Origin of the sequence: Agrobacterium salinitolerans (assembly GCF_002008225.1) — a bacterium.
Lineage (GTDB): Bacteria > Pseudomonadota > Alphaproteobacteria > Rhizobiales > Rhizobiaceae > Agrobacterium > Agrobacterium salinitolerans.
This window is the reverse complement of the sequence record NZ_MRDH01000023.1, coordinates 60,418-78,422: the sequence shown is the minus strand read 5'-3', so window position 1 is coordinate 78,422 and position 18,005 is coordinate 60,418. Positions and strand designations below refer to the sequence as shown.

The 18,005-nt window shown below is 61.1% G+C and carries 17 protein-coding genes; 13 read left to right on the top strand and 4 right to left on the bottom strand.

Annotated elements, in window-relative coordinates; genetic code table 11:
• Positions 1–108: 108 nt before the first annotated feature.
• The 3 genes from kdgD to BS627_RS16210 are packed head-to-tail and all read left to right on the top strand — an operon-like array spanning position 109 to position 3,056.
• Positions 109–1,020 (top strand): 5-dehydro-4-deoxyglucarate dehydratase, encoded by a 912-nt coding sequence (gene kdgD, locus BS627_RS16220; protein ID WP_077984359.1) that lies wholly within the window; start codon positions 109–111, stop codon positions 1,018–1,020.
• A gap of 24 nt (positions 1,021–1,044) precedes the next feature.
• Complete coding sequence (locus tag BS627_RS16215) at positions 1,045–2,181, top strand: D-galactarolactone cycloisomerase (RefSeq protein WP_077984213.1); 1,137 nt, start codon at positions 1,045–1,047, stop codon at positions 2,179–2,181.
• Complete coding sequence (locus BS627_RS16210; protein WP_077984212.1) at positions 2,178–3,056, top strand: D-galactarolactone isomerase; 879 nt, start codon at positions 2,178–2,180, stop codon at positions 3,054–3,056. Before BS627_RS16215 ends, BS627_RS16210 begins: the two co-directional genes overlap by 4 nt.
• Before the next feature lie 41 nt (positions 3,057–3,097).
• On the opposite strand, the gene BS627_RS16205 is transcribed toward BS627_RS16210, so the two are convergent.
• Entirely contained in the window at positions 3,098–4,024 is a 927-nt protein-coding gene (locus BS627_RS16205; protein WP_077984211.1) for a helix-turn-helix domain-containing protein, read from the bottom strand.
• Positions 4,025–4,236: 212 nt separating this feature from the next.
• Between BS627_RS16205 and BS627_RS16200 the strand changes: the two genes are divergently transcribed.
• The 6 genes from BS627_RS16200 to BS627_RS16175 all read left to right on the top strand — a co-directional run bounded on the left by BS627_RS16200 (position 4,237) and on the right by BS627_RS16175 (position 11,220).
• Positions 4,237–5,118, top strand: coding sequence for a carbohydrate ABC transporter permease (locus BS627_RS16200; RefSeq protein WP_077984210.1), 882 nt, complete (start codon positions 4,237–4,239; stop codon positions 5,116–5,118).
• A 4-nt stretch (positions 5,119–5,122) separates the two neighbouring features.
• Complete coding sequence (locus BS627_RS16195) at positions 5,123–6,007, top strand: carbohydrate ABC transporter permease (protein WP_077984209.1); 885 nt, start codon at positions 5,123–5,125, stop codon at positions 6,005–6,007.
• A gap of 2 nt (positions 6,008–6,009) precedes the next feature.
• The gene (locus BS627_RS16190) at positions 6,010–7,110 is read left to right on the top strand and encodes an ABC transporter ATP-binding protein (protein ID WP_077984208.1); all 1,101 of its coding nucleotides are present in this window, start codon (positions 6,010–6,012) and stop codon (positions 7,108–7,110) included.
• Positions 7,111–7,153: 43 nt separating this feature from the next.
• The gene (locus BS627_RS16185) at positions 7,154–8,422 is read left to right on the top strand and encodes an ABC transporter substrate-binding protein (RefSeq protein ID WP_077984207.1); all 1,269 of its coding nucleotides are present in this window, start codon (positions 7,154–7,156) and stop codon (positions 8,420–8,422) included.
• A gap of 111 nt (positions 8,423–8,533) precedes the next feature.
• The gene (gene pglA, locus BS627_RS16180) at positions 8,534–10,087 is read left to right on the top strand and encodes a polygalacturonase PglA (protein WP_077984206.1); all 1,554 of its coding nucleotides are present in this window, start codon (positions 8,534–8,536) and stop codon (positions 10,085–10,087) included.
• 8 nt (positions 10,088–10,095) lie between these two features.
• On the top strand, positions 10,096–11,220 hold the full coding sequence (locus BS627_RS16175) for a glycoside hydrolase family 88/105 protein (RefSeq protein ID WP_077984205.1): 1,125 nt from the start codon (positions 10,096–10,098) through the stop codon (positions 11,218–11,220).
• Positions 11,221–11,222: 2 nt separating this feature from the next.
• On the opposite strand, the gene BS627_RS16170 is transcribed toward BS627_RS16175, so the two are convergent.
• Both BS627_RS16170 and BS627_RS16165 read right to left on the bottom strand, forming a co-directional pair.
• Positions 11,223–12,485 carry a HAMP domain-containing sensor histidine kinase gene (locus BS627_RS16170; RefSeq protein WP_077984204.1) on the bottom strand — a complete coding sequence of 421 codons (1,263 nt, stop codon included), beginning with the start codon at positions 12,483–12,485 and terminating at the stop codon, positions 11,223–11,225.
• The gene (locus tag BS627_RS16165) at positions 12,482–13,213 is read right to left on the bottom strand and encodes a response regulator (RefSeq protein WP_193600487.1); all 732 of its coding nucleotides are present in this window, start codon (positions 13,211–13,213) and stop codon (positions 12,482–12,484) included. The genes BS627_RS16170 and BS627_RS16165 overlap by 4 nt, the downstream gene beginning before the upstream one ends.
• Before the next feature lie 202 nt (positions 13,214–13,415).
• Between BS627_RS16165 and BS627_RS16160 the strand changes: the two genes are divergently transcribed.
• The 4 genes from BS627_RS16160 to BS627_RS16145 all read left to right on the top strand — a co-directional run bounded on the left by BS627_RS16160 (position 13,416) and on the right by BS627_RS16145 (position 17,686).
• Positions 13,416–14,054: a hypothetical protein gene (locus BS627_RS16160; RefSeq protein ID WP_077984202.1), complete on the top strand. Its 639-nt coding sequence runs from the start codon at positions 13,416–13,418 to the stop codon at positions 14,052–14,054.
• Between the two features lie 124 nt (positions 14,055–14,178).
• Entirely contained in the window at positions 14,179–14,478 is a 300-nt protein-coding gene (locus BS627_RS16155) for a hypothetical protein (RefSeq protein WP_245307153.1), read from the top strand.
• 22 nt (positions 14,479–14,500) lie between these two features.
• Positions 14,501–15,724 carry an efflux RND transporter periplasmic adaptor subunit gene (locus BS627_RS16150; RefSeq protein ID WP_077984201.1) on the top strand — a complete coding sequence of 408 codons (1,224 nt, stop codon included), beginning with the start codon at positions 14,501–14,503 and terminating at the stop codon, positions 15,722–15,724.
• 3 nt (positions 15,725–15,727) lie between these two features.
• Complete coding sequence (locus BS627_RS16145; protein WP_077984200.1) at positions 15,728–17,686, top strand: MacB family efflux pump subunit; 1,959 nt, start codon at positions 15,728–15,730, stop codon at positions 17,684–17,686.
• A 13-nt stretch (positions 17,687–17,699) separates the two neighbouring features.
• On the opposite strand, the gene BS627_RS16140 is transcribed toward BS627_RS16145, so the two are convergent.
• Entirely contained in the window at positions 17,700–17,936 is a 237-nt protein-coding gene (locus tag BS627_RS16140; protein WP_077984357.1) for an acyl carrier protein, read from the bottom strand.
• Positions 17,937–18,005 lie beyond the last annotated feature (69 nt).

Below are 18,005 nucleotides of genomic sequence, written 5' to 3'. Positions count from 1 at the left end.
GCCAGTTTTCAAAATTCATCATATAACTTGTATGATGAATTGTTGACAAATCTATGGCGAGCAGCTTAGGTGACGTTCAGTCAGTGAACTTGCAGAGGAATTTCGATGATGAACCCCGAACAAATCAAGACGGCGCTCGGCTCCGGTCTGCTGTCCTTCCCGGTCACCCATTTCGATGCCGAGGGTCGTTTTGCCGCCGATAGCTACAGGGCGCATGTGGAGTGGCTCGCCGGTTACAAGGCGCCGGTGCTGTTTGCCGCCGGCGGTACGGGCGAATTCTTCTCGCTGAAACCGGATGAAATTCCGACTATCGTTTCCGCCGCCAAGGATGTGGCCGGTGAAACCGCCATCGTTTCCGGCTGTGGTTACGGCACCGAGATCGCCGTCGATATTGCCCGCTCGGTCGAAAAGGTCGGCGCAGACGGCATCCTGCTTCTGCCGCATTACCTTATCGATGCGCCACAGGAAGGGCTTTACGCCCACATCAAGAAGGTGTGCCAGTCGGTCGGCATCGGCGTCATGGTTTACAACCGTGACAATTCCGTGCTGCAGGCGGATACGCTGGCGCGTCTCTGCGACGAATGCCCGAACCTCGTCGGCTTCAAGGACGGCACCGGCGATATCGGCCTCGTTCGCCAGATCACCGCCAAGATGGGCGACCGCCTGATGTATCTCGGTGGCATGCCGACGGCGGAACTGTTTGCCGAAGCCTATCTCGGCGCTGGTTTCACCACCTATTCCTCGGCCGTCTTCAACTTCGTTCCCGGTCTTGCCAATGAGTTCTACGCCGCCCTGCGAGCCGGCGAACGCGCCACCTGCGAGCGTATCCTGACGGAATTCTTCTATCCGTTCATGGCGATCCGCAACCGCGCCAAGGGTTACGCCGTCTCCGCCATCAAGGCTGGCGTGCGCCTGCAGGGCTTCGATGCCGGTCCGGTGCGTGCGCCGCTGAAGGATCTGACCAATGAGGAAGTCGGCATGCTCGAAGCCCTGATCGGCACGCACAAGCGCAAGGCCTGAGGACGGAATGACGGGAGGGGAGCGATGAAAATCACAGCGGTGCGGACGCATCTGCTTGAACATCGTCTGGACACGCCGTTCGAAAGCGCCTCCATGCGTTTCGACCGGCGGGCCCATGTTCTGGTGGAAATCGAATGCGACGACGGGACCGTCGGCTGGGGCGAATGCCTCGGTCCGGCGAGGCCCAACGCGGCCGTGGTTCAGGCCTATTCCGGCTGGCTCATCGGCCAGGATCCGCGCCAGACCGAAAAGATCTGGGCCGTGCTTTATAATGCCCTGCGTGATCAGGGCCAGCGCGGCCTCAGCCTCACGGCATTGTCGGGCATCGATATCGCGCTCTGGGATATCAAGGGCAAGCACTATGGCACTTCAATCTCGATGCTGCTTGGCGGGCGCTGGCGCGAAAGCGTGAAGGCCTACGCGACCGGCAGCTTCAAGCGCGATGGCGTCGACCGCGTCTCCGACAACGCCTCCGAAATGGCGCAGCGGCGGGCAGAGGGTTTTCACGCCTGCAAGATAAAGATCGGCTTCGGCATCGAGGAAGACCTTCGCGTCATCGCCGCCGTGCGCGAGGCGATCGGGCCGGATATGCGGCTGATGATCGACGCCAATCACGGCTATACCGTCACCGAAGCCATCACGCTCGGCAACCGTGCCGCCGACTATGGCATCGACTGGTTCGAGGAGCCGGTTGTCCCCGAACAGCTTGATGCCTATGCCCGGGTGCGGGCCGGCCAACCGATCCCGGTTGCAGGCGGTGAGACCTGGCATGGGCGATATGGCATGTGGCAGGCGCTTTCCGCTGGTGCGGTGGATATTCTCCAGCCCGACCTCTGCGGCTGCGGCGGATTTTCCGAAACGCAGAAGATCGCGACGCTCGCCACGCTGCACGGCGTGCGCATCGTGCCGCATGTCTGGGGCACCGGCGTGCAGATTGCCGCCGCACTGCAATTCATGGCGGCGATGACGCCCGATCCGGTGCGGGTCAATCCCATTGAGCCAATCATGGAATTTGACCGCACCCATAATCCGTTCCGCCAGACCGTGCTGCAAAAGCCTCTCGAGGCGGTGAACGGCATTGTCGCCATTCCCGATGGTCCCGGTCTCGGCATCGAGATCAACCGCGACGCGTTGACCGAATTCAGGATGCCAGACCCATGAGCGAACTCGTCAGAAAACTGAGCGGCGCAGCGCCGAATCCTGCCTTTCCGAGAGGCGCGGTCGATACGCAGATGCACATGTACCTGCCCCACTATCCTGCCTTGCCGGGTGGCCCTGGCTTGCCTCCGGGCGCTCTGCCGGGGCCGGAGGATTATCGTCGCCTCATGCAATGGCTCGGGATAGACCGGGTCATCATCACGCAGGGCAACGCCCATCAGCGCGATAATGGCAACACGCTCGCCTGCGTCGCAGAGATGGGTGAGGCAGCCCGCGCCGTGGTCATCATCGATGCGACGACGACCGAAAAGGACATGGAAAAGCTTACCGCCAGCGGCGCGGTCGGGGCGCGCATCATGGACCTGCCGGGCGGTGCGGTAAACCTGTCCGAGCTCGAAGCTGTGGACGAGCGCGCGCATGCGGCCGACTGGATGGTGGCGGTGCAATTCGACGGCAATACGCTGCTCGATCACCTGCCGCGTCTTCAGAACATCCGCTCGCGGTGGGTGTTCGATCACCACGGCAAGTTCTTTAAGGGCATCAAAACCGATGGCCCGGAAATGGCGGCGCTTTTGAAACTCATCGACCGCGGCAATCTCTGGTTCAAGTTCGCCGGCGTTTATGAAAGTTCGCGTGAGAACTGGCCCTATGAGGACGTCGCCGCCTTTTCGCGCGTTGTCGCCGCCCATGCGCCGGAACGAATCGTGTGGGGCACCAACTGGCCGCATAATTCCATTCGCGAGACGGCCGCCTATCCCGACGATGCACGCCTTGCGGAACTCATACTCGGCTGGCTGCCGGATGAAGCGGCGCGCCATCGGGCGCTGGTGGAAAACCCGGAAGCGCTGTTCAAGCTGCCTCCATTCAAGGCGGCATAGGTCAATTCGGGACAATCATACTCTTCCGTTACAAGGCCCCGCTATGTCGGGGCCTTTTCCATTTCATCGGCAAGCAGCCTTTGCTGTTCGTGTTCGTCAAAGGCCATGAGATTGCCGTGCCGGCTGCGGCGTATCCGGTTCATATGGTCGCGCGGACTTAAGCCCAGCGTGCGTTTGAACATGCGTGAAAAATAATAGGGGTCGCCGTAACCCACCTCGGCGGCCGCTGCCGAAACCGAAAGACCCGCCTCAAGAAAATGCATGGCGCGTTCCATGCGCTTGAACTCCTGATATTTGCGCGGCGTCCGACCGACCCGCTTCTGGAATTCCCGCAAGAAATAATCGCGATTATAGGGAGCCGCCTCGGTCGCCCTGCCGGCAATATCAGGGTCGAGCGGATTGGCCGAAATCATGGTGATCGCCTTCATCACCGCAAGATCGAGGCCTTCCGTCCCCTCCGGCTGGAAACTCGGGCGGTCGATCCATCCGAGGAAGGCGTCGTCGATGAAGGCGATGAGAAGCACCATGAAAAGATGGTGCTGGCCAAGCGTGACGGAGGAGGGTGGGGCGCTCTGCCGGTAGTGGCGCACCAGCGGTTCCAAAAGCGGCCAGCGGCTCAGCTTCACTTTCGGTTTCAGGTCCATCTGCGCGATCAGGTTGTGGCGGCCGTAAATATCCAGCGTGAAATGCTGCGCCACCCCGCGATAGGTGACGGCCTGCTCGTTCCAGCCGATAAAACGCTGACCCCGAAAAATCAGCATCGCGTCACCCGGTTCCAGCATCCGCGCCTCGCCATCGATAAGATAGTGTCCGCACCCTTCCAGACAAATGATCAGATCGTCGACCGGATTGGATTTGTCGATTTGCCAGGTGCGCGAATGCTCCATCTTGATCGTGGCGCGCGTCAGGTTGAGGTTGAGCGCCGCAGGCGGAACGGACGAGAGTATGCCACCTTCGATTTCGTCCATCTTTTTCCTCGTCTTTGTTAATTCACCTTGGCGCGGAAATTTGGTTTTGTCACCGCATAAATTACTTTTATGCGCCGTATCAATGAGGGAGGAGATCGGTCGCGGCGAGAAACTGCGCCATCACGCGCCCGCCGCCGGCCGTTCCGGGAGAATCACTTGTACGAAATTGTATTCTGTCATTCGCGTTCCGTCGGGACGCGGGGAGGAGCATTATGAAATCTCAGCGTTTCCTCGGGCTGGGATATCTGACGCCTTATATCGTCGGGCTTTTGGTCTTCACGGCCATCCCGTTCCTCGGCTCGCTCTATCTCAGCTTCACCCGTTACGATCTAATGAGCGATCCCACATGGGCGGGCCTTGCCAATTATGAGCGGCTTTTCACCCGCGACCGCACGTTTATGAAATCGCTGAACGTCACCCTGTTCTACGTGTTCCTGACGGTGCCGCTGAAGCTTGCCTTTGCCCTCTTCATTGCTGCGATCCTCAATTACAAGCTGCAATTCATCAACTTCTTCCGCACTGCCTTTTATGTGCCGTCCATCCTTGGCGGTTCAATCGCGATTGCGGTGCTGTGGCGCTATATCTTCGCGAGCGAGGGGCTTGCCAATATGGCGCTGGCCGCCGTCGGCCTGTCGCCGGTGGACTGGTTCGGCGATCCTGGCAACGCCCTTTTCACCATCACGCTGCTGCGTTGCTGGCAATTCGGTTCGGCGATGGTGATCTTTCTCGCGGCCCTGCAATCCATTGACAAGTCGATTTATGAAGCGGCCGCCATCGATGGGGCCGGCAAGGTGAGAACCTTCTTCTTCATCACGCTGCCGCTTTTGACACCCGTGATCTTCTTCAACCTCATCATGCAGATGGTGCAGGCGTTCCAGGAGTTCAACGGACCTTACATCATCACCCAGGGCGGGCCGCTGAAGTCCACTTACCTGTTGCCTCTCTACATCTATGACGAGGCCTTCAAGAAGTTCAACATGGGTTATGCCTCCGCCATTGCCTGGGTGCTTTTCACCATCATCACCGTGCTGACCCTCGTGGCCTTCTGGTCTTCGAAGAAGTGGGTCTATTACGCCGGCGACAAGCGGAATTGATGCCATGACCGATATCGCAATCCTCAACGACATGCAGGCGGCCCGCCGGGCGCGGCTGAGGCTCGTCTCCACCTCGGTGCGCTACGTGCTTCTCTTCGCGGTCGGCCTCGTCATGCTCTACCCGCTGATCTGGCTGGTGGGCGCAAGCTTCAAGACCAATTCGGAAATCTTCTCCGGTGCCGGTTTCATCCCGGAAAACCCGACACTGGACGGCTATGTCCGCGGCTGGGAAACCTCGACGCCTTATACGTTCGGCCGGTTCTTCTGGAATTCTTTCCTGATCATCCTGCCGAAGGTCATCGGCACGGCGATTTCCTGCACCATGGCGGCCTATGCCTTTGCCCGCTTCGATTTTCCGCTGAAGAAGATCCTGTTCGGCTCGGTCATCGCCATCCTGCTTTTGCCGAATGTCGTCACCCGCATTCCGCAATATATCCTGTTCCGCGATCTCGGCTGGCTGGACAGCTTCCTGCCGCTCTGGGTGCCGTCCGCGCTCGCTGGTGATGCCTTCTTCGTCTTCATGCTGGTGCAGTTCCTGCGCTCGCTGCCATCGGATATGGAAGAGGCCGCCCGGGTGGATGGCGCCAACAGCTTGCAGACGCTGATTTACATCGTCGTGCCGATGCTGGCGCCGGCGCTGATTTCGGTCTGCCTGTTCCAGTTCATGTGGACGATGAACGATTTCCTCGGACCGCTGATCTACCTGTCCTCGGTCGACAAATATCCGGTGAGCCTTGCGCTCAAACTCTCCATCGACACCACCGAAGCCTTCGAATGGAACCGCATCCTGGCGATGTCGGTGCTGACGATCGCACCTGCGCTGATCGTGTTCTTCGCGGCGCAACGGTATTTCATTGAAGGGATCTCGTCTGGCGGGGTCAAGGGCTGAAAATGGCAAGCGTTCAACTTAAAAATCTCGAAAAAGTCTATGGCGGCAGTTTCAAGGCGGTGCACGGCATCGATCTCGATGTCGAGGATGGTGAGTTTATGGTATTCGTCGGCCCTTCCGGCTGCGCCAAATCCACGACGCTGCGTATGGTGGCGGGGTTGGAGGAAATCACCGGCGGCGAAATCCTGATCGGCGACCAGCGTGTCAACGACCTGCCGCCCGGCAAGCGCTCCATCGCCATGGTGTTTCAGAATTATGCGCTTTATCCGCATATGAAGGTGCGCGGCAATCTCGCCTTCGGCCTGAAGATCGCCGGTGTCGCAAAACCCGAAATCGAAAAGGCAATCGACAATGTCGCGCGCATTCTCGAAATCGAGCCGCTGCTAGACCGTCTGCCTAAACAGCTTTCCGGCGGGCAGGCGCAGCGTGTGGCGCTGGGCCGCGCGCTCATCAAGAAGCCCGGCGTGTTCCTGTTCGACGAGCCTCTGTCCAATCTTGACGCCAAGCTGCGTGCCTCCATGCGGGTGCGCATCACCGATCTGCACCGTCAGTTGAAGGCGGAAGGCCTGTCTTCGACGGTGATTTACGTCACCCATGACCAGACGGAAGCCATGACCATGGGCGACCGTATCTGCGTCATGCAGGCCGGCCGCATCATGCAGGTCGCGACCCCGAAGGAGCTTTATAACCACCCCGCCAATCTTTTCGTCGCCGGCTTCATCGGCACGCCGGAAATGAACCTGGTGGATGTGGCAATCGAGGGCGCGGAGTTCGTCATCGCCGGCCAGCGCCTGCCCATCGGCGCGCATCTGGAGCAGCGGCTATCGGCCAGACCCGCGGATGCGGTCATCGGCATCCGCCCGCAACATCTGTCATTGACGGAGGCGACCGATGGCCCGGCGCTGCAGGCGAAGCTCACCAATGCGGAATTCATGGGCCACGAGGTCTATCTGCATGCCGATCTCGGCGGCCAGAAGCTGGTGAGTGTTGTGGGTGCGGCGGAATTCGAGGCGCTTGGGCGCGACGGCATCCTGCGGCTGAAGCCGGACCCGGAGAAGCTGCATATTTTCGACAAGGCCGATGGCCGCAACGTCTCGCTGTGAGGAGGGAACGGGCGTGCCTGATTTTTCGAGGAGGAGAAGAACAATGAAGACGATGACCAGAATGATGGCGATGCTCGCCGGCGCCGCCTATGTGGCGATGGCAGCCGCTCCGGCGGCAGGTGCTGCGGAACTGCGAATGTCCTGGTGGGGCGGCGAAAGCCGCCATGTCGCCACCCAGAAGGCCATTGCCGCCTGCGGTGAGAAATATGGCCATACAGTCAAGGGTGAATTTACCGGCTTCGACGGCTATCTGGAAAAGCTGACCACGCAGATGGCCGGCAAGACGGAAGCCGATATCGTTCAGGTCAACTGGCCATGGCTGCCGCTGTTTTCCAAGAACGGCGAGGGTTTTGCCGATCTGCGCCAGCTGAAACCGCTCGATCTTTCCCAATGGGCCGAGAGCGATCTGGACGCCGGTTCGATGAACGGCGTGTTGCAGGGGCTTTCCGTTTCCACCACCGGCCGCGTCTTCTTCTTCAACGTCACCACCTTCGAAAAGGCCGGTGTTGAAATTCCGAAGACATGGGACGAGTTCTTTGCGGCAACCAAGACCATCAAGGAAAAGCTCGGCAAGGACTATTACACCTTCAATGCCGTGAAGGAGACTGCCCAGCTGTTGGTGACGCTGGCTGTCGTGCAGAAGACCGGCAAGGATCTGGTCGATCCCAAGACCAACCGCGTGGCCTGGACGCCCGAGGAACTGGCAGAGGGCATCTCCTTCGTCGGTAAGTTGGTCGAAACCGGTTCCATCCGCTCCCAGAAAGAGGAAGCGGCCGACGGTAACGTCAATCTCTATGAGAAGCCGTCCTGGTCGGAAGGCCGCATCGCCGGCTCCTATGAATGGGATTCGACCTATTCGAAATATGCCGACCCCCTGAAGGAAGGGCAGGTTCTGAAACCGGTACCGATGCTGAAGCGTGCCGATGCCGTGACAGAGGGTGTCTATCGCAAGCCTTCCATGGTGTTTTCGATCTCGAAAAACTCGAAGAACCCGGAAGCGGCTGCGCAAATCCTGAACTGCCTGCTGAACGAACCGGAAGGCATCGATGCGCTCGGCACCTCGCGCGGTTTGCCCGCATCGAAGGCCGCGGCGGCGCGTCTGGGGGGCAAGGGCGAGCCGGAAGTGCGGGCCGCCAACGCCATCGTCATGGCGGCATCGGGACCAGTGGTTTCGCCCTTCAACGAACATCCTGAAATCCGATCGGGCTTTATCGATACGCTTGAGGAATATGCCTATGGCCAGCTGACGGCGGAAGAGGCCGCCGAGCAGATCATCGATACGACCAACGATGTTCTTGCCAAGTTCGATTGATGACAATGGCCCGCCGCCTCCGGTGGCGGGCCCTCTATCCGGACGCCGGACGATATGAAGCATGTCCGCCAAGGGTTTGGTCGGCTATGCAAAAAAAGACGAGAAGAGAGCATGAACGAACCCCTTATCATCGCGTCTTCGGCGCGAATGGCTGCGCTTTGCCTTGCTGCGCCCGGCGCCCGATATTTCCTTCCGTCTAAAACGGCATGGCGTCTGACGTCGCCGGATGGCGACGAACGGCGCGGTGAAACCGCGTCCGTGGTGACGCTGCTGCATGATCTCTCCCCGGATACTCGTTATCTCTTCGAGGCGGAGGGGTTCGCGACGCTGGCGTTCAAAACCGCCTCCTGCGCCGGGCTTGTCGAGGCTGCGGCATTTTCCCTGATGTCGAATGTTGCGCTCGATGATGAAGAAGGTGTGCGCGCCAACGCGCAGGCGCTGGAAAGGGCCGTGGCCGCGGTGCCGCACGGCGGCACGTTGCGTCTCGGGGGCGGTCTCTGGACGGCATTTCCCGTACGCCTCAAAAGCAATATGACCTTCCACCTTGCCGAAGGAGCCGTGCTGCGCGCGCCCTCCACCCGCAGGAGCTGGCCGATCCTGCCTGCCCGCGATGAGGCAGGCCGTATGCTCGGAAGCTGGGAAGGCTTGCCGGACGCCTGTTTCGCCGCGCCGGTTCATGCGATTGCGGCAGACAATCTCGTCATCGAGGGCAGGGGCGTTCTCGACGGTTCTGGCGACAGAGGCGATTGGTGGAGCTGGCCGAAAGAAACCCGCGACGGCGCGCGCCGGCCGCGCGGCCTGCATCTCGTTTCCTGCCGGAAGACAAACCTGCTCGGTTTCACGATCCGAAACGCTGCCTCCTGGACGATCCATCCGCAGGGCTGCGAAGACTTGATTGCCGCCGGCCTCAGCATCGTCGCGCCCCATGACAGCCCGAACACCGATGGTTTCAACCCGGAAAGCTGCCGCAACGTCACGATATCAGGCGTGCGCTTTTCCGTCGGCGACGATTGCATTGCGGTGAAGGCGGGAAAGCGCGGTCCTGATGGCGAGAACGATCATCTTTCGGAAACGCGGGGCGTTCGGGTGCGCTATTGCCTAATGGAACGAGGCCATGGCGGGCTGGTGATCGGTTCGGAAATGTCCGGCGGTGTGCGTGACGTGGCGGTTGAGGATTGCGAGATGGTCGGCACGGATCGCGGCCTGCGCCTCAAGACACGGCGCGGGCGCGGCGGCACCGTCAGCAACATTGCCATGCGCCGGGTGCTGCTGGATGGCGTGCAGACCGCGCTTTCCGCCAATGCCCATTATCATTGCGATGCCGATGGACATGACGACTGGGTGCAATCGCGAAACCCGGCGCCGGTCGATGGCGGCACGCCCTTTATCGACGGCATTAGCGTGGAGGACGTCGAGATCCGCAATCTCTCCCATGCGGCCGGCGCTTTTCTGGGCCTTGCCGAAGCGCCCATCCGCAACGTCGCCATCCGCAATCTCACCATCGTCTCGCGCGATCCTTCGGCCATCGCAACGCCGCCGATCATGGCCGACGGGGTGCGTCCCATGCGCCATGAGGCGATTGTTTTCGAGCAGGCGCATATAGTCTGCGATAATCCTGCCCTGTTGAGCGATGCTTCCGTTTCCATTGTGTCAGATTCCAATTGAGAAAACAGATGAAAGCCACTGAATATTTTGATCAATTCTCCAGCCTTTATAAACATTACAAGGGCGGAAGCTGGTGTTATGAGGATGGATGCATTTATCGCGGTCTGCAGCAGCTGTTCGAGGCGACCGGGGAGGCGCGCTGGAACGATCATCTGCATCGTCTCGCCGATGCGCAGATAGCGCCAGACGGCACGCTCGCCGGTTACGATCCGCACGAATATAATATCGACCATATCCTTGCCGGCCGTATCCTCTTTCCCCTTGCGGCGGAAACGGGCGATCCGCGTTACCTCGCTGCGGCGGAACATCTGGCGGGGCAACTGCGCAGCCATCCACGCATCGCATCCGGAAATTACTGGCACAAGAAGCGTTATCCGCATCAGGTCTGGCTGGACGGGCTATATATGGGGCTTCCTTTCCAGATAGAATATGCGCAGGCGACGGGCCGGACGGAACTGATCGACGATGCGCTGCGGCAGTTTTCAGCAGCGCTCGCGGCGACGAAGGATAGCGGCGGGCTTTATGTCCATGGTTATGACGAGAGCCGCAGCCAGCGCTGGGCCGATCCTCAAAGCGGAAAATCTCCCGCTATATGGGCACGCGCGGTGGGCTGGCTCGCCATGGCGCTGGTGGACGCGCTGGCCACCCTGCCGGATGACGATGCGATGGTGGCGCTTCGCAACAAGACGCAGTCGCTTCTGGCCGGTATCATCGCCCGGCAGACCGAGACCGGCCTCTGGATGCAGGTTGTCGACAATCCGGACCTTGCGGACAATTATGAGGAAACATCCGCCTCGGCCATGTTCGCCTATGCCTTGCTGCGCGCGGCGCGGCTTAAGCTCGTGCAGGGCGAAGAGGCGAATGCCGCCCTTTCGGCGGGTCGCCGCGCGCTTGAGGCGCTTCTGGAAACGCGGCTGAAAGCCGATGAAGAAGGCGTGACGCGCCTCACGGGCATCGTGCACGTCGCGGGCCTTGGCGGCTTCGAGGGCAATTATCGCGATGGAACGCCGGAATATTATCTGACCGAGCCGGTGGTGTCTGATGATGCCAAGGGCGTCGGGCCGTTGATGATGGCCTATGCTGAAAACCTGCTTCTGGCCAAGCGGCAGGCGCAGGCTGTTTCAGCGGCGTGACGTCACGCTGCCCTTGCGAAGGTCACGGTCTGGATAAGGCCCTGTTTCTTGTGGTTGGCAATGGTGATCGTGCCGCCGAAGCGCTCGATGATTTCCCTGGCGATGGCAAGACCAAGACCCACGCCGGGGATTGATTTGCGCCGCGCGAGGTCCACCCGGAAGAAGGGTTCGAAAACCCGCCCGATCAGTTCCTGCGGAATGCCGGGGCCTTCATCCCTGATGGTCACGACGATTTCGCTCTCGTCTCCGATCAGATCGATATGAGCCTTCTTGCCATGGGTGACTGCGTTCAGGATGAGGTTGCGCAGGGCTCTCTTGAGCGCCAGCGGGGCCGCCTTGATGGTCATGGCGGCTTCCGGCTCGATGAAGACAAGCGAGCCCGCATGACCGAGACCGGAAACATCGCTAACGATTTCGCTGAGAAGCCTGCCGATGTCGATCGTCTGGATGCTGTCCTGGCGGACCTCTTCCCGTACCAGCAGGATGGCGCTGTCGGCGATGGCGTCCAGTTCCTCGAGATCCGCCAGCCATTTGGCCCGTTCCTCGCCGTTTTCGATGAATTCCGCCCTGAGCCGCATGCGGGTCATCGGGGTTCTGAGATCGTGGCCGGCGGCGGCGACGAGGCGCATGCGGCTTTCCATCGCCGCCTTCAGGCGGGTGGCGAGTTCGTTCAGCGCCCGCGCCGTGGCGCGGATTTCGCCCGGTCCGATTTCCGGCAGGTGCGGCAGCGAACCGTCAGGCCCGATGCTGGCGGCCGCATTTTCCAGCATGTCGAGCGGGCGGGTGATCTTGCTGGCGGCAAAGATCGAAACGGCGGCACTGCCGAGAATGATCAGCCCGATCCACATGCCGAAAATCTTCCAGCCGCCCGGCGGCGGACCCATATGCGGAATTTCCGCAACCAGCCAGCCGCCTTTTTCCAGCGCGATAGCCGCCACGGGGGCAGGATTTCCCGGTGAGCGGATGACCATCGCGGTGCGCGGCTCTCCGACGCGGGCCAGCGCCTTTTCCAGAAATTCCGAAAGCATGCCGTCGAGATCGCCTTGCGGCGGCTTCTGTTCTATCTGGAAATAGCCGGGCTGCTGCAGGGAAGGATCACGTTCGGCCATGGTCACGGCAAAGGCGAGGCTGCGGGCCAGCGGCTCGATAGTGGCGTCGGGCGGCGGCGGCTGCAACGTCCGGTCCGCCACAAAAGTCGCAAGTGCGATGACGGCGATGATGGAGACGATCATCAGCGCCGTGATGCGGTTTTTAAGCGAGCTCATCGCTGCACCGGTAGGGTTCTGACCTGAACCGTCATCTGGTAACCGCCATTGCGCACGGTCTTGAAGATCGGCGTCTGGGTGTCGGCGTCCAGCTTCTTGCGCAAGCGGCTCATCAGCACGTCGATGGAACGGTCGAACGGGCCGCGATCCTTGCCCTGCGTGAGATCAAGAAGCTGATCGCGGGAAAGCAGCCGACCGGGCCTGTCGAGAAAGACTTTCAGCAGATCGAATTCCGCTCCCGTCAAATCTATCTTTTCACCGCTGGCGCGGATGACGGAGCGCTGCTCGGGATCGGCGGTAAAATCCGCAAAACCATAGGCGGCGGATGAGGGGCGGGGAGCCTCCTGCGGTGTCGCGCGGCGCAGCACGGCCTTGATGCGCGCGGTCAGTTCGCGCGGATTGAAGGGTTTGCCGAGATAGTCGTCTGCGCCGATTTCCAGCCCGACGATCCGGTCGACATCTTCCTTCAGCGCAGTCAGGAGAATGACCGGCGTGCGCGGCCGGCGGCCCTGCAGATCGCGGCAGATATCGAGGCCGGAGCCATCGGGCAGCATCACGTCGAGCACGATGAGATCGGGATCGGAGCTGGCGATCTTTTCCTCGAACTCACGCCTGTCGGCGGCCATCGACACGCGAAACCCCTGCGAGCCGAGATATTTCGCGAGCAATGTGCGTATTTCCGGATCGTCATCGACGATCAATATATGTGTCACCGAAACTGTCGTCATATCGTCCAACCTTTTGATGCCACTATACATAAGCGCTGAAAAGAAACGGCGGATTTTTGCAACGAAAGCTTTCCGGGGCCATTCTGGCAACATTCGGTTACAAATAGGCGGTTTGCGGAAGCAGCCTGGAAACATTCGGACCAAAGCCGGAAACGCGATGCTCCTATCATCCTTTCATGTTGGAAAACGGAAGGAAGGTAAGATGAGACACTCGCTACTGGCCGCCGCCATCGCGACAGCAACTATGGGCGTTTCCGCCGCCGCGCAGGCAGCGGAAGAGAATGCGCCCGCACCCCAGGCGACCGAACAGGCTGCGCCGCCGCCCGCCAATCTCGATCTCGGCCCGGACATCGGCCCGGATCGGGGTCCGGATGAAAGGCCGCTGCCGCCGCATATGCGCAGAATGCCCGGCCCGGATGTTCTGGGGCTGGCGACGAAGCTTTCGGCGGCCGAAATCTATCTCGGCGTCACGCCGGAACAGCTCGGTCCATGGCGCGCCTATACCACGGCGTTGATCGATCTCGTTTCCCCCGGTCCGGAGCGCAATCCGCCGCCGCCGGTGGCGGGTGAAGGCAAGGCCAAGCCCGAGCCGCGTCTTGCGGGAGAGGAACTGGCAGGCATCATCGCGCAGAAGGCGGAAAAGGCCAAAGCCCTGCAGGACGCCGTTGCGGCGCTGAAACCGAAGCTTTCGCCGCAGCAGGTGCTGAAGCTTGCCGAACTCGAGCGTGCGCTGATGCCGCCTCCGCCTCCCGGCCCGCGTCATGGCCCCGCAGAGCGCGGCGGCTTTGCTCCCCCGCATGGCGATATGAGGCCGCCGGTTCCCGAGGCGGAACGGGGCTGAGGCAACCTTTCGAAGTTTCCTCCTTTAATCTGCCCCCCAGTAAAGGAGGAAATCAGCCGGCAACGGCTGGAGCCGGGGGATCGCACGCCTGCGATCCCCCGCGTGATTTTCAAGCAGGAACATGATGATGAGATATTTCTATCTGGTGCTGGCAACGGCTTTTGGTTTGAGCTTTGCCTGGTCGGTGGCCGTGGCAAAGGACAAGCCCGTGCAACAGCCGGCGGCCAAGTCCCGGCAGGATGAACAGCGGCGCCAGCCCGCCTGTGCGAAGGATCTGCGCGGAAAGACGGACTCCAGACGTCTTCGCAGCACCTGCTTCAAGGCCGCGGTGCGAAACTCGGCCTCTGCCTATGAATGGATCGAAGCGGAGAGGGGTTTCATCCTCGTGAAACACGAGATGACGCCGGTTTCTTCCTTCGAGTGAACCGGCTGGACAGGACATCAATATGAAAACGGCACGCAAGGCAGGCGCATTGCTGGCGGTTGTCGCTCTCGCTGTGGGCGGCTACTGGCTGTCCTCGCAATATACGCGGGCGGCCACACCCGGCTATATCACCGCGCCGGTGACGCGCGGCGATATCGAGCGGACGGTGCTGGCGACGGGAACGCTGAAACCCGTTCGCCTTGTCGCCGTCGGCGCGCAGGCCTCCGGCCGCATCACCGCCGTCAAGGTGGCGCTCGGCGATACGGTCAAGGCGGGCGATCTGATCGCCGAAATCGATTCCGTTACCCAGACGAACAGTCTGCGCACGGCGCAGGCGGCCCTGGCGAACGTGAAGGCGCAGCGGGTTGAGAAGCAGGCGACGCTTCTTCTCAACCGCCAGAGCCTTGCCCGTCAGCAGGAGATGGTGTCGAAGAACGCGGCCTCCCGCGCCGATTTCGAAAGCGCCACCGCAGCCCTTGCCGTCACCGAGGCGCAGATCGAAGCCATCGACGCCCAGATCGAGGAAGCGCAGGTCGCGGTGGAAACGGCCGAGGCCAATCTTGGCTATACCAAGATCACAGCGCCCATCGAAGGCACGGTTCTGTTGATCGTCAGCCAGGAAGGGCAGACCGTCAACGCCACGCAATCCGCGCCAACCATCGTCATTCTGGGCCAGCTCGACCGGATGACGGTGCGCACGGAAATTTCCGAGGCGGATGTAACGCGGGTCAAACCGGACCTGCCGGTCTATTTCACGGTGCTCGGCGAGCCGCAGCAGCGGTATGACGCAACGCTCGCCTCGATAGAGCCGGCGCCGGAATCGGTGCGCAGCGATTCCAGCTTCAGTTCCTCGACCTCTTCATCCTCCAGCTCATCCTCTTCCAGCACGTCGTCATCCGAGGCTATCTATTATAATGGCGTGTTCGAAGTGCCGAACCCGGAAGGCAAGCTGCGTACCTATATGACGGCGGAGGTCCATATCGTTCTCGGCGAAGCGAGGGACGTGCTGACCGTCCCCTCGGCGGCCCTTGGCAGCATGAACAGCGACGGCAGCTATGCGGTGCGTGTGGCCGGTGCCGATGGCAGGGTTTCCGAGCGCAAGGTCGAGATCGGGCTGAACAACAAGGTCACTGCGGAAGTGCGTTCCGGCCTTGCCGAAAACGAGCGCGTGGTGACCGGCGAGCGTTCCACCGACACCGCCACAAACGCCATGCCGGGGCCGGGCGGCCCGCCGATGGGGCTTTGAACCATGGCTGAACCTTTGATTTCGCTTAAATCCGTGCGGCGGGATTATCCCTCCGGCGAAGGCACGATCAGCGTGCTGAAGAACATCGACCTCACCATCGAGGCCGGTGAGATGGTGGCGATCGTCGGCGCGTCCGGGTCGGGCAAGTCGACGATGATGAATATTCTCGGCTGCCTCGACCGCCCGACATCGGGTAGCTACAGCATCAGGGGCCGGGAAACGGGTAATCTCGATGCCGACGCGCTTTCGGCGCTCAGGCGTGAAAATCTCGGCTTCATCTTCCAGCGCTACCATCTGCTGGCCGAACTGACGGCGCTGGGCAATGTCGAAATTCCGGCAATCTATGCCGGCAAGACGCAGGGCGACCGCAGGCAAAATGCCGCAAGGCTGCTTGGCCGCCTCGGCATGGCGGAACGCCTCGATCACCGTCCCGGCCAGCTTTCCGGCGGCCAGCAGCAGCGCGTTTCCATCGCCCGCGCCCTGATGAACGGTGCAGAGATCATTCTTGCCGACGAACCGACCGGCGCGCTCGACAGCGCCAGCGGCGACGAGGTGTTGCGCATCCTCGGCGAGCTGCATGCCGAAGGCCGCACCGTCATCATCGTCACCCATGATATGTCGATTGCCAGACGCGCCGGGCGGATCATCGAAATCAGCGACGGAACGATCATTTCCGACCGCAGGACGGATGCAACGCTCGTACCGCAGGTCGATGCCGAACCCGCTGCCGTTTCCGTCGGGTCTTCGGGTCTTGCGGGTCTCGTTTCGTCTCTGCGCGAGGCGTTGCGCATGGCGCTTCTGTCGATGCGGGCGCACAAGCTGCGCACCTTTCTCACCATGCTCGGCATCATCATCGGCATCGCCTCGGTCATCAGCGTCGTGGCGCTGGGGCAGGGGTCGCAGCAGCGGGTGTTGCAGAACATATCGAGCCTCGGCACCAACACGCTGGAAATCTTCGCCGGCAAGGATTTCGGCGACATAAGGTCGGGCAAGATCACCACGCTCGTCGTTTCCGATGCCGACGCGCTTGCCAAGCAATCCTATGTCGCGGCGGTGACGCCGACGGTCTCGACCTCCAGCACGGTGCGTTTCGGCGCGAAGGAGGCGAATGCGCTGGTGAACGGCGTCAGCGAACGCTATTTCGTCGCCAAGGGCACCAAGCTGTCGCAGGGACGCTTTTTCGATGGCGGAAGCGTCGCGCAGAAGGCGCAGGACGTGGTGATCGACGAAAATACCCGCAAATCGCTGTTTGCGGATTTCGACGGCAGCCCTGTCGGCCAGGTCATTCTCATCGGCAAGGTGCCGGCCCGCATCGTCGGCGTCACGCAGGCGCAGCAGGGCGGTTTCGGCTCAAGCCAGAACCTGTCGCTTTACCTGCCCTATACCGCCGTCCAGTCGCGCTTTCTCGGCAACCTGTCGCTGCGCAGCATCACGGTGCAGGTGGCTGACGATGTCGATGCCTCAATCGCCGAGCAGGCAGTGACGACACTTCTGACCCAGCGGCACGACACACGGGATTTCTACATTCTCAATACCGACGATATCCGCCAGACCATCACCAGCACCACGCAGACGCTGACTCTTCTGATTGCGGCGATTGCGGTGATTTCGCTGCTGGTCGGCGGCATCGGGGTGATGAACATCATGCTCGTTTCGGTGTCTGAACGCGTTTCGGAAATCGGCGTGCGCATGGCGGTGGGCGCGCGCCGCACCGATATTCTGCGGCAGTTCCTCATCGAGGCGGTGCTGGTCTGCATCATCGGCGGTACGCTGGGCGTGCTCGGCAGCCTCGGCTTCGGCGCGCTTTTCTCCGCCTTCAGCAGCAATTTCGCAATGGTCTATTCCACGGCGCCGATCATCGCCGCCTTCGTCTGCTCGACGCTGATCGGTGTTGTCTTCGGTTATCTGCCGGCGCGCAATGCGTCGAAGCTCGATCCCGTCGCGGCTTTGTCTGCGGGGTAAATCCCCCCGCCGGTCACGTCTTGTTTTTTTCGACGAAACGGATGGCGTCGCCAACGGTCAGGATCGTGCTTGCGGCGGAATCTGGAATTTCCACCCCGAATTCCTCTTCGATTTCCATGACGATCTGAACGGTCTCGAGCGAATCCGCACCGAGATCGTCAGCAAAACTGGCCTCATCCACGATGGTGGCAGGGTCTGCGCCAAGCTGGTCCACGATGATTTTTCTGATACGTTCTGCAATGGTGGACATGGTGAGACTCCGCGAAAGTTGCCTGCCGCCGAACGCCGCTCCATCTGAATTTGCGCCGAAGATATCCAA

Coding starts and splice junctions, on each gene's coding strand:
- kdgD (WP_077984359.1), top strand. CDS start 109: ATGAACCCCGAACAAATCAAGACGGCGCTCGGCTCCGGTCTGCTGTCC.
- BS627_RS16215 (WP_077984213.1), top strand. CDS start 1,045: ATGAAAATCACAGCGGTGCGGACGCATCTGCTTGAACATCGTCTGGAC.
- BS627_RS16210 (WP_077984212.1), top strand. CDS start 2,178: ATGAGCGAACTCGTCAGAAAACTGAGCGGCGCAGCGCCGAATCCTGCC.
- BS627_RS16205 (WP_077984211.1), bottom strand. CDS start 4,024: ATGGACGAAATCGAAGGTGGCATACTCTCGTCCGTTCCGCCTGCGGCG.
- BS627_RS16200 (WP_077984210.1), top strand. CDS start 4,237: ATGAAATCTCAGCGTTTCCTCGGGCTGGGATATCTGACGCCTTATATC.
- BS627_RS16195 (WP_077984209.1), top strand. CDS start 5,123: ATGACCGATATCGCAATCCTCAACGACATGCAGGCGGCCCGCCGGGCG.
- BS627_RS16190 (WP_077984208.1), top strand. CDS start 6,010: ATGGCAAGCGTTCAACTTAAAAATCTCGAAAAAGTCTATGGCGGCAGT.
- BS627_RS16185 (WP_077984207.1), top strand. CDS start 7,154: ATGAAGACGATGACCAGAATGATGGCGATGCTCGCCGGCGCCGCCTAT.
- pglA (WP_077984206.1), top strand. CDS start 8,534: ATGAACGAACCCCTTATCATCGCGTCTTCGGCGCGAATGGCTGCGCTT.
- BS627_RS16175 (WP_077984205.1), top strand. CDS start 10,096: ATGAAAGCCACTGAATATTTTGATCAATTCTCCAGCCTTTATAAACAT.
- BS627_RS16170 (WP_077984204.1), bottom strand. CDS start 12,485: ATGAGCTCGCTTAAAAACCGCATCACGGCGCTGATGATCGTCTCCATC.
- BS627_RS16165 (WP_193600487.1), bottom strand. CDS start 13,213: ATGACGACAGTTTCGGTGACACATATATTGATCGTCGATGACGATCCG.
- BS627_RS16160 (WP_077984202.1), top strand. CDS start 13,416: ATGAGACACTCGCTACTGGCCGCCGCCATCGCGACAGCAACTATGGGC.
- BS627_RS16155 (WP_245307153.1), top strand. CDS start 14,179: ATGATGAGATATTTCTATCTGGTGCTGGCAACGGCTTTTGGTTTGAGC.
- BS627_RS16150 (WP_077984201.1), top strand. CDS start 14,501: ATGAAAACGGCACGCAAGGCAGGCGCATTGCTGGCGGTTGTCGCTCTC.
- BS627_RS16145 (WP_077984200.1), top strand. CDS start 15,728: ATGGCTGAACCTTTGATTTCGCTTAAATCCGTGCGGCGGGATTATCCC.
- BS627_RS16140 (WP_077984357.1), bottom strand. CDS start 17,936: ATGTCCACCATTGCAGAACGTATCAGAAAAATCATCGTGGACCAGCTT.